We start from the raw sequence: 13609 nt of genomic DNA, 5'->3' as shown, positions 1-13609 counted from the left end.
TCAAAGACAAAATCACCAAGGTCATTTTTTAAATAAATATTGTTAAGGTAACCTCGCATGTGAAATATCACAATGGATAGAGCTGCGAAGCCACGCATGTATGTCAGGCTTAATATTTCTGACTCACCTTGTTTACTCATTATAGTTATTCTCAGTACACTGGGCGCTGTTTCTTTTCACACCAATTAACAACAAGGAGGCTTTCGATGACCTTATGACTAAAAGATAACAGCCAAAAGAGAGGAGAAGAGAAAATATAAAAATCAGAGTTTCATTTTTAAGACCGTATTCCATCAGCTTGAAATGGAAGTATTGATGAGTGAACATAATCATCATAGATGCACTGCTTAGCGGTTTTAGTATTGAGCCCAGAAAATGCCCCACATCTTTAGAAAATAAAATAAGCAATTCAATGAAGATCAGCGCAATGAATAAACTGATAACAGGAATTCCATATTTTGTGTATTTCAAATCGATCTTCATTTTTGAAAAATCGGTATGATAAAAATAAATAATCGCAATGCTGGCAAGCAGGATAAACCACCATGGCAAATTAAAACGCGTCTCACGATAGACTTTACCCATATACATTATGGGTAGTGCGAAGAGCACAATATTTATCCCAAGCGGGAAGGATAATAAAGGCAGGTAGGTTTGATTTAAATAGGATAACGTCAGTGACGCCACCATTATAGAAAATATCACCTGATTATTTGATGTTTTGTAACAGATAAAATTTAAAATCTGTTGGCTAACAAAAAAAACGGTCACGAACCAGAATACACCTTGCCATCCCGCTAGGTGTTTTCCACCAAGTAAACTGTCGGTTATCAATTTTGTGAAAACTGCCGGTGAAAGCTGATTGCGTGTATAAAATGTGTATGTCCACAATGCAATGAAAATGATTATGAAGGACAAGTAAGGAATTAATAAATGATTGGCTTTTGAAATTAAAAATTCCTTAGGATCTTTAACTGACAATAAGTACCCACCGATAAAAAAGAATAGCGGCATATGAAATGAGAAAATCAGCGGGCTAAGGAAATTGGTATAAACATGTCCGGCAACAACCAGAACGATACCAATCCCTTTGAGGTAGTTAATCCATTGAATCTGCTGTGATTGTTGGGTCAAATTTTGCACGGAATACCACAATCATTCAAAATTTTAAAATATGAGTTGGCAATTATCCACAAAATGTCATTTTTTGAAAGTTTTATGTAATCAAAATGTAATTTTTGATAGGTCGATGTGTAAATCTGCCATCTGACAAATTTTCAGCACCGATCCCCCAAAACCCTGACAAAAGCAGGGTGATCCCCTTTCCCAACTCGGCTAAACTACCGCCTAATCTGAATTCACGCCTTACGGCAGGCCTAACGTGCGTCTCGACAAGAAAATTTCTCCGCTGGATAACGTCATTTACCGTCATTACCGGATTACTCACGCCCTGCGTATCGCGGTGGCGTTCATTTTGACATTTCTGATTGTCCGGTTGACTGAAATCCCCGAAGGCACCTGGCCGCTGATCACCCTGGTCGTGGTAATGGGGCCGATTTCGTTTTGGGGAAATGTCGTGCAGCGCGTACTGGAGCGCATCAGCGGCACTGTTTTAGGTGCAGCTTCCGGGCTGATCGCGTTGTGGCTGGAGCTGTATTCATTTCCGCTGATGCTGGTGTGGTGCGGCGTCGTGATGTTCGTCAGCGGGTATCTGACCCTCGGTAAACGTCCTTATATGGCGTTGCTGATTGGTATCACGCTGGCGGTAGTTTGCGGGGCGGGGCCGGGCGACATGAAAATGGCGCTGTGGCGATCGGGCGATGTGATTTTTGGATCCCTGCTGGCGTTGCTGTTTGCCAGTATTTATCCGCAACGTGCCTTTATTCACTGGCGTATGCAGATGGCGGATTACCTGATGTCGCTGAATAAACTCTACAGCGCGTGGCTGTCGCCGAACATGCTAGAGCGTCCGCATCTGCATGGCAAAATGAAGACATCTATGAGCCAGATGATCAAGATGCGTTCTCTGTTCGCGCCCGCCAGTAAAGAATCTCATATTCCGCGCGAAGTGTTTGACGCGATCCAGACGCTGAGCCGCAACCTGCTGTGTACGCTCGAACTGCTGGCCGATGCTTACTGGAGTTCGCGCGAAAGCCATTTCCTGATGCTCAATGCCCGTACGTTGCGCAGCGCGCAGTTGCTGATGCTCAGCACGTTGGAAAAACTCAGTCTGATGCTGATGAACGGCACGAAAGGTGATGAACTGACCATCAATCATCAGCTCAATGAATCTGCTGAAGAACTGAAAGCGCTGATGGCGGAAATGAACGCAGCGAATCATCTGGAAGCGCAGGTGTATGGCTACGTCTGGCTCAGCGCGCAGGTGGCCGAGCAACTGAAATCCATGGGTGACCTGATCACCATGACGATGCAAAAAGAAGACGCTCAAATAAGCAGCGTTAAAACGACGAAAGCATGAAGGGATTTTTGTCTGCGGCCTAAAACGGGTAAGATGGGCTTATTGGACGATTATCTGAGCGCGCAGCCCGATCTTTGCTACTCTTCCTGCTAAGCTTTTGCGTAAAGGCAGGCAAAGCGGTTGCGACAAGTCACTGAATCTGTGTAACTTAATCGAAGGTGTTAAAATGGACAATATCAATAAGCCGAGTTTCCAGGACGTTCTGGAGTTTGTGCGCATTTTCCGTCGTAAAAACAAATTACAACGCGAAATTGCTGATAACGAAAAGAAAATCCGTGACAACCAGAAACGTGTTCTGCTGCTCGACAACCTGAGCGACTACATCAAACCCGGTATGAGCATCGACGAAATTCAGGCGATCATTGCCAGCATGCGCGGCGACTATGAAGATCGTGTTGATGACTACATCATTCGCAATGCAGACCTGTCGAAAGAACGTCGTGAAATGTCCAAAAAGCTGAAAGCGATGGGCGAAATCAAAGCCAACGAAACTAAGTAATTTCGTCGCTGCTGAAAGCAAAAACCGGGTTCAGGCCCGGTTTTTTTACGCCTGTGATTTACCCTAATCCAAAACACGCAGCGGTTTACCCGCCAGAAATGCCTGAATATCCTCAACCGCTTCCCTGAAATAGACCTGATAATTGCCGTCGGAGACATAGCCCAGATGCGGCGTCGCCAGCACATTGGGCAGGGTCCGGAAAGGATGACCGGCGGGCAGTGGCTCGGCATCAAACACATCCAGACCGGCACCGGCGATCACACCCCGTTGCAGTGCATCAATCAGGGCGGGTTGATCGACAATTGCGGCGCGCGAGGTATTGATCAGCAGGGCGGACGGTTTCATCTGCGCCAGTTCGCTGACGCCGAGTAAACCGCGTGTCCGCTCGCCAAGCACCAGATGAATGGACACCACGTCGCTGGTTTGCAGCAATTCTTGTTTCGATGCGCAAAGTGTCACGCCATGTTCCGCTGCGCGTTCTGCGGTCAGGTTCTGGCTCCAGGCGCAGACATCCATGCCAAAAGCCTGCGCGATATGCGCCATCTTTTGCCCGATTTTCCCCAGTCCCAGCAGCCCCAGCCGTTTACCGCTCAGGCCAGCACCGAGCGTGCTTTGCCACGGGCCGTTCTGGCGCAGCGCATTATTTTCTGTGACCAGATGCCGTGCCAGCCCGAGGATCAGCGCCCACGTCATTTCGACCGGGGCGGATTGCCCGCTGCCGGTACCGCATACCGTCACGCTATGGCGCTTCGCGGCGGTCAGATCGATGGCTGCATTACGCATACCCGAAGTGATCAGCAGTTTCAGATTGGGCAGACGTGCAAACAGCGCGGCGGTGAAGGGCGTCCGTTCACGCATAATCACCAGGATATCGGCGTCTTTCAGCGTCTCCGCCAGGGTATTTTCGTCTTCGATGTGTTCCGTCAGCGCACGGCATTCTACCTGCGGCGCGAGCGCCTGCCAGTCAGCCAGCGAGAGGGCAACGTTTTGGTAATCATCAAGAATGCGGCATTGCAGTGGCATGAGAACCTCTTATCGGAAAAATAATGATAAGAGGTATAGCACTGAAACTGCCGGGGCGTGAAGCGACCCGGCAGGAGGTTATTGTCAGAAACTGTAATCGACAGCGGCGAAATATCTCCGGCCATCTTCGTTATAGCTGTAATCGTCGCGGTTGAGGTCTTTATCCGTCAGGTTGAGCACCCCGGCGCGGATTTTTACCGCTTTACTGACCTGATACGAACCGCCGGTGTTCCAGATGGTGTAACCGCCCGGCGTGGCGTTGCCGTCAGTGACGGTGCGGCTTTTGCCTTTGTAGTTGGCGGAAATATAGAAGCTCCAGTCTTCCAGCGGTTTCCAGTCAACGGTCGCATTGCTGGTGTGGAACGGCAGTTCCGAGAGGGGCTTATTGCCGCCGTTACTCAGGTCGCGGGCGTCGTTGTAGGTGTAATTCAGCCTGAGGTTCAGCGTATCGGAAAGCGGCAAACCCAGTTCGGTTTCCAGCCCGCGGATCCGCGCCTTGTTGACGTTGTAATACCGGAAGATCGGATTGCCGCTGGCGTCGAAACCGACAAAGTTCTGATAAGTCGGTGCCAGATTGCGGTTGGCGGTACGGATCACGGTGATCATGTCGTCGATGTCGTTCTGGAACACTGTCGAGCTGGCGGTCACGTCTTCCAGCAAGCCTTCCTGACCAGCGTAATACAGGCCAAACTCCACGCTTTCGCTGGTTTCCGCTTTCAGATCTTTGCTGCCCACCACATTACAGCTGCCACGGCAGGAGGCACTTTGCCAGTCCGGGCTGAGTTGCAACAGGGAAGGAGCTTTGAACGCTGACGCCCAGCCGCCTTTCAGCGTCACGCTGTCGGTGGCGTTGTAGACCAGATAGGCACGCGGGCTCCAGTTGACGCCGTAGTTTTCGTGGTCATCCATGCGCACGCCGCCGGTCAGCGCCAGATTTTCGAAGATACGCCATTCGTCTTCGAGGAACAGCGCGTACTGATTGGCCTGCGTGCTGCCACCGTTTTTCATGTTCACGCCGTCTTCCAGTTTGTCGTTGCGGTATTCGCCGCCGAACGTCAGGAACTGATTGTAATCGCCGAGCGGGATCACCACTTTGCCGTCGAGAGAGTTGTTTTTTGAGGTAATGGTTTCGGCGTTTTTGTTCTCGATATTTTCACCGTAGAAACGCAGCTCGGTATTCATCAGACCCCAGCGGCCGTTGTGGCCGAGAGAATAATTCTCGCGTTCGATACGGTTTTTATCCAGCGTATCGGAATCGCGATCCTGACGATCCAGACCGTAGCCAAAGGTCATGTCCTGATCTTCATCCGGCGTCAGGGAGAATTCGACGTTGGCGTTACGCGAGGTATACCCTTCAATGCGCGGCTGACCGGTGCTGCCACTGGCGGAACTGGCCTGATCTTTCTGACGTTTACCGAGTGCGCCGTAAACTTTCACGCCCAGTAAATCGTCCACCAGCGGACCGCTGGCGAAGAAATTCCCGTTGCCGCTGTCACCGCGATCGCGGTGTTCCTGCACGGTAGTGTCGGCGCTCAGCGTGCCGTGCCATTTTGTACCGACTTTGCGGGTAATAATATTGACCACGCCGCCCAGCGCGTCAGAGCCATATAAGGAAGACATCGGCCCGCGCACCACTTCAATGCGTTCAATGGATTCCGCAGGGATCCAGCTTAAATCGAAATCGTTATGGCGAAAGACGGCATTGCGGGAATTCACGCGCTTGCCATCAACCAGAATCAGGGTGTAGCCGCTGCCCAGCCCGCGGATACTGACGCCCTGACGGTTATCGCTTTCATTGGTGATTTGCACGCCGGGGACATCTTTCAGTACGTCTTTGAGGTTTTGTACCGGTTTCTTTTGCAGGTCTTCGCGGGTGATCACGCTGATACTGGCGGGCGCATCTTTGAGGTTTTGTTCAATCGCGGAAGCCGTCACCACCATCTGATCTTCTTTTTCTTTCACTTCGCTGACGTCTTCCGCCATCACCGGACACGCGGCAGCAATCAGTTGTGCGAGCAGCCCGGCTTTGATCGCCGGTGTGAATGTCATCTTAGCCATGTTTTCTCTCCGTGAGATAAAAAGCCCCGGCAGCGCGGGGCGGTGTCCCTTTACTCTGTCCAGTAAGTGCCGGTCGGTTCGACGGCGAGGAACTGTTTATAAAGCTGTTGCTGCGTTTGCTGGGGATCGAGATCGGCAAACTTCTGCGGATAAAACGCTTTGGCGAAGACCTGCACCGCCAGCACGTTATAAGGGGAATTGTAATAGTTGTGCCAGATGCCAAAACTGCGGCCATCTTCGACAGCTTTCAGGGTGCTGATGCCTTTGCGTGCCAGCAGCGGTTTCAGGCTGGCGCTGGCCTGTTCCGGCGTGGTTTGCGCGCCGAGCACTAAACCCGCAGGTTGCGGATCGCCAGCTTTCGGCGGTTTACCGCCACCGCTCACCAGATAGACATCCGGTTGTGCGGCAATCACTTTCTCCAGATTCACCTGACCGAGAGGGCCGGGCAGCAGAGGTTTGGCGATGTTCACGCCGCCCGCCTGATCGATAAAATCGCCCATATTGCCGTTACCGGCCGAGCGGCAGCATTCATCTGCCGTCGAGGCGCGTAACTCGATGAACACCTTCGGTTTATCCTGCTCAGGAATGTCTTTGGTGACGTCGGTGACGCGTCTGATATTGTCCTGATAGAAGCGGATATAGTCCTGCGCCTGCTTCTCACGGTTCAGCACTTTACCCAGCAGCTCCATGCTCGGCAGGGTGTTTTTGAGCGGAGAGGTGCGGAAATCCACAAACACCACCGGCACTCCGGCTTTCTGCAACTGCGTCACCAGTTCGCTTTCCCGGCCCGGCCCGTGGCCTGACAAACCAAAGATCGCCAGTTGCGGGTTCAGCGTCAGGACTTTCTCCGGACTGATGCTGTCGGCGCTGGTGTTGCCAATCAGCGGGATCTTGTCGATTTGCGGGAATTTTGCCTGATAGGTGGCGTAGGTTTGCGGATCAAGCTTACGGAAATCTCCCTGCCAGCCGACAATCCGGTCGAAGGGTTTCTGGCCTTCGAGCAGGGAAAGGGCGAAGAACAACCGGCCTTCTCCCAGTACCACACGCTGAATATCATCCGGCACGGTAACAGTGCGCCCGGCGATATCGGTCACGGTGACAGCCTGCGTGGCGAAGCTAAGCACGCCAAGCGTGAGTCCGGCTAATCCGCCAGCCATGCGCTTAGCGGTGAGCGTCGTGAAAAAATTCTGCTGATAATTCATCTTCTTCCGATTCCTTTACGTTTCCCTGAAGAGGCGCTAACAATAAAAGAAATGATAACGATTATCAATGCGGTTTACATTAGTGCGGAAGAGGAGGGCAAAACCGCCCCGAAAGGGCGGCGGGTAACATTACAATGGCTGGATTCAGGCAATGCGTGGGCGTGTTTTCATTTTTCCTCAAGCCCCAACGCGGGATTACATTTCATATGATCCCATCCCTGATAATTTATTACATCGGGTACTTTTTGCGGGAAATCTTGCCAGTTTGAAAGATATTGATAAATTAAATTAGGCATATCTTTTTCTTTCACAAACTCAAGGCCCCAACTAGGGCCAGCGGAAAGCGGGCTAAGATGTTGTTTTTCCCCGTCTATAGTATAATCAATTCCTGACCCGCCTTTTCTGACGCGTAAATCATCAAACGGCGCTGAACTTACGTATAATCGCCCGTCTTTTACCAGCATATAACCACGATCATTAACAACGGTAAGAGATTCGGCCTCTTTGCTGCTTGGGAAGTAGTTTCCTATAATTGATGCTGTTTGCCATGTTTGCCCATAATCTTTTGATACTATAAACGCCCCACCATCCCAGTCAGGAATAACTAAATAACGCTCAGAGGGATGAATATATTTTTCTGAAAAAGCCCTGTAAAACTGGCTAGCTATTTCTGATTTTATTCCACGTTTTGTATCGACATAATTTAAAGCCCCCTGACAATAAAACCCTACTAACTCCAGATAGCGATGATCGTCAAAACGGTAAATAATTTGTGCCGGTTCTTCGCTGGTGCGGCCATAACAACCGGCAACCAGTAAAAGCGCCGCCAGGCCGGCGGCAATGCGTGGATGTTTTTTCATTTTTCCTCAAGCCCTAATGAGGGATTACATTTCATATGATCCCATCCCTGATAATTTATTACCTCGGGTACTTTTTGCGGGAAGTTTTGCCAGTTTGAAAGATGTTTATAAATCAATTTATTGATATCGTTTTGTTTTATAAACATTAAGCCCCATTCAGGGCCGGATGAACCCGGTAAAAGCGTGTCTTTCTCTCCATCAACAATAAAATCAATTCCCGACCCTCCAGGCATAATGCGCAAATCATCAAACGGCGCTGAACTCACGTATAATCGCCTGTCTTTTGCGAGAAAATAACCACGATCATTAACAACGGTAAGAGATTTGGCGTCTTTGCTGCTTGGGGCGTAGTCTCCTGAGATTGGTGCAGTTTGCCATGTCTGCCCATAATCTTTTGATACTATAAACGCCCCACCATCCCAGTCAGGAATAACTATATAACGCTCAGAGGGATGAATATATTTTTCTGAAAAAGCCCTGTAAAACTGGCTAGCTATTTCCGATTTTATTCCACGTTTTGTATCGACATAATTTAAAGCCCCCTGACAATAAAACCCCACTATTTCCAGATAGCGGTGATCGTCAAAACGGTAAATAATTTGTGCCGGTTTTTCGCTGGTGCGGCCATAACAACCGGCAACCAGTAAAAGTGCCGCCAGACCGGCGGCAATGCGCGGGCATGTTTTCATGTTCTTTTTAATTCCTTTTCGGTCAGCGTTGGCGGCATCGGCCACTGGTAAACGGTGACCTCCTGGTTATGGATTGCAGGATAACGGGCCGCATGAATACGGGTGCGGGGGCCATAATCATTAACTACCTCAAATTCTCCTTTTGGTAAAAACTCGTCTGGTTTGTTCATAAATCGCTTGATTGTCGGAAAGTTTAATTTTCCGCTGCGGTAATATTCAGATGTGAATGGGCCGGGATTATATTCCCGCCGCCAGTCCGCACGGTGCAACAAACTCCGCCAGAATCTGCCGTCTTCAATAACGTGAGATTTACACTGACCGATAGCCAGATCGTAAGCCATTGCCATGGCTGGCGCTTTATCACTCATCACAATAGACGAATGCTGACTTAATACCGTAGATTGCGCCTCATCTATTTCTTTTCTGACTTCTTCCCTGGTTTTTGTACGACGGTAAGAAAAATATTTTTCTCCGTTAACATCAATAATCACCGCCGTTTCTATAACGGCTTGCCCCGCCGGATATAAATACGCACTCAGAATACGGCATTCATTCGTGGTTAAATTGTGCCCGGCCTGCATTGTGCCGAAAGGTTGATACGGGGGAACTTCCCGCCGTTCAGATATGGTGGTTTGGCTGGCAAGGTTGGCGCTGGCGATCTCAATATCCGGCCCGCTCATTTTTGAACGGTATTTTTCTTCTCCCTGATTGCGCTGCCCCTGCAATTCAAAAATAAAAGGCTCTGGCAGTTCTTCCCCCGTCACCGTCACATCATTAAACGTATATGCGGCGTTTGTAAACCAGTGCGCCGCGCCGGTATAAACGCCTTTACCCTGCGTTATTGGCCCCGCAAAACGGTACGGGCCGGAGGCTTTAACGCCCACTAATTCATCCTGGGCGAAAACCCGCTGGCGCAGGTTGGGGATCGTGTTGGCTATCTTGTCAGGGACGCCACGCCAGCCGAAACCCTGTATCGGTTCAAGTGATACGGTCTGGTCGTTGGGGCAAAAGTAGTTATAAACTTTGCCAAAATTATTCCGCCGGTGGCGCGGATCCTGATACCACGCCCCCGCCTTTTTAATGCAAATCGTATCGTACAGTTTTTGGGTGTCGGCCTCTGTGTGCAGGCCGTCGCCCCCTTCCTGATACCGGCTATTTGTACGCATAAGTGCGCAGAAGTTTTTAAAGGTTTTTTCACGGGCGGCGGTGGTTTGCTGATTACCCGGCAGGCCCATTTCCATGATCCGGTTTTCAAGCGAATAGGGCGAATGATTGAAAATCACGCAATCAGCGGGATTAACATTCTTCGATTTAACCATCATGTTGGCTAACATGGTGATAATAGTCCCCTGACTGTGGGCGACGATGTTGATAACGTCATGTTTTGTTGTTTCGTTCTGGCGAATTGTTAAAATCAGATCGGCCAGCCGGTACGCGGCAAAGACCTGATAAATCCGGTTCGGATTCTCATAAATGGGGTGTGTGCGGTCCGGCGCGTTGTTCTGGCTTATGGCCTTGGGAATGCCCATCATTGCCCCGTTTGCGCCTGGTCCGAACATATCAGGGATATTTGTTGTGGCGTTGGCAAAGGTGCCGCCGCCTTTGGCAAAATTCGGATCTAAAACGTTGCTGTAATTATCAATGTTTTTCCCGTCATGCCTTCTGATTGTCCATTCGTTATATTCCTGAAAAGCGTCATACGGCAGCGGCGTTTCAGGGCTGCGGTAAGTCTTTTGCATTTGCTTTATGTATTCTTCCTGATCGGCAACGTAGGTTGCGTGGTCAACCGGTTTGTAACCCCAGTAAAACGGAATAACGGGGGAAGCCACATCCGATAACACTTCCCGTTGTGTGTTATCGGTGTCAGTACAAGTCTGCTGCTTTCCGTCAGCGTCCCTGATTTGGAATTCCTTTTCTGACCATTCGTGACACGTCAGGTCATGGCGGCCTAAACGCTGATTCAGCCCCGCAATAATGCCTTTTTCCTGATTCTGATAGGCTTCCCCCACGTCGTTAACGCCGTGAACCAGAATCACAATGCAGGGCATAGGGCGCGGAACCGCGCATTTTGTGACGTACATCGATGGCCCCGCATCCGTAGGCACACCAATACAGCCGGTCGCCAGCCAGACCGGCGGGCGCGGCGGTGTCTTTTTTTCTGTGTTATCTGTCATGATGATTTCCCTATTCTTGTTCGTCGTGAATGAGTCTTAACGAATAACTTTCCAGTTCTGACGGGTTCAGCAAAGGGGAATGGCCGTCAGCGTCTGTGATCCCCTCAATCTGTACGCCGTTTTTAATCAGCATAAATTTCTGGTTGGTGAGGGGGTGATCCGGTTCCCCGTCTGCATGGAGTAAAAATTGCTGCGATAATTCGCCGTTTTTGAAAACGGGCAATGCTTCCTGAATGCTGGCCGCAGGCAAATAACGCACATCCATGGTTTTATAGAGAATGCCCTGCGGCGCTAATACCTCAACCACGCCATTTTTTATACGGATGCCCGCGCCGCCGGACATCAGGACAATTTCATTTTTCGCATTGAAAGAAATGCGCCCGTTAGAACTGGTGGTGATCACGTCCCCGAATGCCGTTAGCTTGATTTCATCTTTTTGCGCTTTCAGGTGGAGCGGGCCACCTGCAGCTGTCAGAAAAATCCCCGCCTTACGGACGAAAACGGAAAATAGTTCCGCAGCGGCAACCGTAAAGCGGCCAAAAGCATTTAAGGACGTGTCCTTGTGCGACGTGGTGATCACGTTCTGACCCGCGCTGATTTGCGCGGTTTTCGGCGTCGTCTGGGCTATGCCCGCATCGGCATAGAGTGCGATCACCGGTTCGGCCAGCTTGTCAGTCGCCTGGCGTAATGCCTGCTGTTTGCCGGTGTCTGTGGCGGGGGTATCGCTGGCTGTGGTGCTGGCCGAAAGGGATTGCGCTAATTGTAAAGCCGCCTGCAGCTGGGCGACCGTCGCAGCCATGTCTGACTGATGGCCGCTGGCTTTTGGCTGTCCTTCTGTCGTGATATGCAGCCCCTGACCCGCACGTAACGCGCCGTGTTTATCCGTGCGGATTTCAAAACCTTCCCCGCGTGGTTCCCCGCTGGCGTCAACCAGATGGCCTAAATTGACCTGTGATTTTCCGTATTCGGTGGCCAGCTTGATATGTTCCTGATCCCGCTTATCTTCCATCCTCAATTTATTATTTCGTTGGGTGCGTATCACGTTGCGGGTGTTGTTGCGGTTGGTGACTACATCGGGATTTGTGGCGTCGTGCAGGGCGTGGGCAATGTATGGCCGTTCAGGATCGCCCCCCTCAAAGGCGATCGCGACTTCGGTATTATCCTGCAAAGGGAAATGGAAACCGTAAGTATCACCGGCATAAGGGCGGGCCAGCCTTACCGGCAGGCTTTCGTAGCCTTTTTTCCATTGATCTTCTAAATCGAAGTGAAATTTCACGCGATAACGCCCGAAAGCATCAATATGTGCCAGCGTGTCATTAAACTTTAATGCGGAAATGCGGGCGGGAACAGTGCCGGAAATGCAGGGGCGCGGCAGACGTTCAGGCCGGAAACAAACATCTTCACTGTAGGGAATGCCGCTTAATTCTGACCTGTAGGCATTTTTTCGGGAACCGGTGGCCTTCATGGCCGTCACAACAAAACTGTTTTTAAAGGCGTCGGAAAGGTTGCCGTCAATGATTAATTCCGTACCCGGCAGGATCTGCGGGCTGTCGGTTACTCCTGTCAGCCGGTGTTGTTCATTCAGCAGGAGTTCATGACGTATACGGGCATAAAAAACACTGGTCTCAGCGGGCTGGCCGCGCCCGTGCGCGTAACGTTCGCCGGGGGCCTGGTGTATGTCCGCGTAAATATATTGCGTACCCTGCGTTTTATCGTCGCCGCGGGTCACGTCTATTGTCTCTGTGGTGATGTCATAGTTACGCAGCGGGTAATAGTAGTTTTTTGCCATCACGCTGGCCGGCACCACATTATGACGGGCTTTCAGTTCGCGGATCGTATAATCATTGCCTGACATTCCCGCTTCGTTATACAGGCGGATGGCATGATTAAACAGGTACAGACTCTGACTGTCTGCAAAAACCATCGTAACAATTTCATCGTGTTTCGGGTGCTTCTCAAAGCGGAACCAGATCCCCACCTCAGAAAGCAAACGGCGGATAAACTGTAAATCGGTTTCGCCCCACTGTACGATCATTTCACGGCGGGGGTAAATCCACGCCAGACCATCAAAATTAATTTCATACCCTTCGAAATGATGTTCTTTGAGTATTTGCTTAACTAACTCAGGCACGGAAATATCCTGATAAATCGCGGAGCGCCGCTTGTTATTCATCAGAGCCATAGGATGAGATAAAGTTATTTCGTAAAGTGATTCATCTGCGGACGTGCTGAGCCGTTCAAATACGCTGATTACCCCTTCAACCTGCCAGTTTTTTTTCCAGTATTCTGAACCCGGTAAATAAAGCGACCAGGCCGGATTCGGTACACGCATTTCGAAAGAAGCGTATTGTTTTAACAGGCTGGTGGCCGGAATATCCTTCTGGTGTGAGGTGAAGCGAATAACATAGAAATAAGGTTCGCTTAATGCCTCATGCCCGGTGAAGGATTCAACGTCGGCGACGACATCCGAATTAAATAAGTGAAGTAAATAACGGTTTTGACTATTAACAGGATTAAAAATTGTTTCCGCGAGTGAAATCACATGACCGGTCATGATTTTATTTCCTTGAGATTAATATCCTTTTTAAACCGGTGGTATTATAGCGCCCGGCGGACTTAAAAAAT

10 protein-coding genes and 1 pseudogene are annotated in these 13609 nt (G+C 50.1%); 2 read left to right on the top strand and 9 right to left on the bottom strand.

The annotated features are described in order from the left end of the window. Nucleotides 1-140: pseudogene (locus EYY67_RS24915) on the bottom strand (hypothetical protein); the annotation flags it as partial. After that, the gene (locus tag EYY67_RS07480) at nt 133-1143 is read right to left on the bottom strand and encodes an acyltransferase family protein (protein ID WP_165497949.1); all 1011 of its coding nucleotides are present in this window, start codon (nt 1141-1143) and stop codon (nt 133-135) included. The gene EYY67_RS07480 and the pseudogene EYY67_RS24915, both read right to left, overlap by 8 nt. Nucleotides 1144-1381: 238 nt before the next feature. On the opposite strand from EYY67_RS07480, the gene EYY67_RS07475 reads away from it, so the two are divergent. Next, entirely contained in the window at nt 1382-2479 is a 1098-nt protein-coding gene (locus tag EYY67_RS07475; protein WP_131693232.1) for an FUSC family protein, read from the top strand. A gap of 166 nt (nt 2480-2645) precedes the next feature. Beyond that, complete coding sequence (locus EYY67_RS07470; RefSeq protein ID WP_013574907.1) at nt 2646-2978, top strand: DUF496 family protein; 333 nt, start codon at nt 2646-2648, stop codon at nt 2976-2978. Between the two features lie 63 nt (nt 2979-3041). On the opposite strand, the gene EYY67_RS07465 is transcribed toward EYY67_RS07470, so the two are convergent. The 7 genes from EYY67_RS07465 to EYY67_RS07435 all read right to left on the bottom strand — a co-directional run bounded on the left by EYY67_RS07465 (nt 3042) and on the right by EYY67_RS07435 (nt 13538). Then, nucleotides 3042-4001: a D-2-hydroxyacid dehydrogenase family protein gene (locus EYY67_RS07465; protein WP_131693231.1), complete on the bottom strand. Its 960-nt coding sequence runs from the start codon at nt 3999-4001 to the stop codon at nt 3042-3044. A gap of 84 nt (nt 4002-4085) precedes the next feature. After that, nucleotides 4086-6059: a catecholate siderophore receptor CirA gene (gene cirA / locus EYY67_RS07460; protein WP_131693230.1), complete on the bottom strand. Its 1974-nt coding sequence runs from the start codon at nt 6057-6059 to the stop codon at nt 4086-4088. 50 nt (nt 6060-6109) lie between these two features. Beyond that, on the bottom strand, nt 6110-7216 hold the full coding sequence (locus EYY67_RS07455) for an ABC transporter substrate-binding protein (protein ID WP_165497952.1): 1107 nt from the start codon (nt 7214-7216) through the stop codon (nt 6110-6112). 212 nt (nt 7217-7428) lie between these two features. Further along, entirely contained in the window at nt 7429-8121 is a 693-nt protein-coding gene (locus tag EYY67_RS07450) for a T6SS immunity protein Tli3 family protein (protein WP_131693228.1), read from the bottom strand. After that, nucleotides 8118-8855, bottom strand: coding sequence for a T6SS immunity protein Tli3 family protein (locus EYY67_RS07445; RefSeq protein ID WP_242675589.1), 738 nt, complete (start codon nt 8853-8855; stop codon nt 8118-8120). The genes EYY67_RS07450 and EYY67_RS07445 overlap by 4 nt, the downstream gene beginning before the upstream one ends. After that, nucleotides 8807-10984: a T6SS effector phospholipase Tle3 domain-containing protein gene (locus EYY67_RS07440; protein WP_131693227.1), complete on the bottom strand. Its 2178-nt coding sequence runs from the start codon at nt 10982-10984 to the stop codon at nt 8807-8809. Before EYY67_RS07440 ends, EYY67_RS07445 begins: the two co-directional genes overlap by 49 nt. Before the next feature lie 10 nt (nt 10985-10994). Then, nucleotides 10995-13538, bottom strand: coding sequence for a type VI secretion system Vgr family protein (locus tag EYY67_RS07435; protein WP_131693226.1), 2544 nt, complete (start codon nt 13536-13538; stop codon nt 10995-10997). Nucleotides 13539-13609 lie beyond the last annotated feature (71 nt).

It is taken from the genome of Rahnella victoriana, from assembly GCF_004330295.1.
GTDB lineage: Bacteria > Pseudomonadota > Gammaproteobacteria > Enterobacterales > Enterobacteriaceae > Rahnella > Rahnella victoriana.
This window is presented reverse-complemented; position numbering and strand designations above follow the sequence as displayed.

Excerpts from the sequence above, each read along its gene's own strand:
- EYY67_RS07450 (WP_131693228.1), bottom strand. The coding sequence starts at position 8,121 with ATGAAAAAACATCCACGCATTGCCGCCGGCCTGGCGGCGCTTTTACTG.
- cirA (WP_131693230.1), bottom strand. The coding sequence starts at position 6,059 with ATGGCTAAGATGACATTCACACCGGCGATCAAAGCCGGGCTGCTCGCA.
- EYY67_RS07455 (WP_165497952.1), bottom strand. The coding sequence starts at position 7,216 with ATGGCTGGCGGATTAGCCGGACTCACGCTTGGCGTGCTTAGCTTCGCC.
- EYY67_RS07440 (WP_131693227.1), bottom strand. The coding sequence starts at position 10,984 with ATGACAGATAACACAGAAAAAAAGACACCGCCGCGCCCGCCGGTCTGG.
- EYY67_RS07470 (WP_013574907.1), top strand. The coding sequence starts at position 2,646 with ATGGACAATATCAATAAGCCGAGTTTCCAGGACGTTCTGGAGTTTGTG.
- EYY67_RS07465 (WP_131693231.1), bottom strand. The coding sequence starts at position 4,001 with ATGCCACTGCAATGCCGCATTCTTGATGATTACCAAAACGTTGCCCTC.
- EYY67_RS07435 (WP_131693226.1), bottom strand. The coding sequence starts at position 13,538 with ATGACCGGTCATGTGATTTCACTCGCGGAAACAATTTTTAATCCTGTT.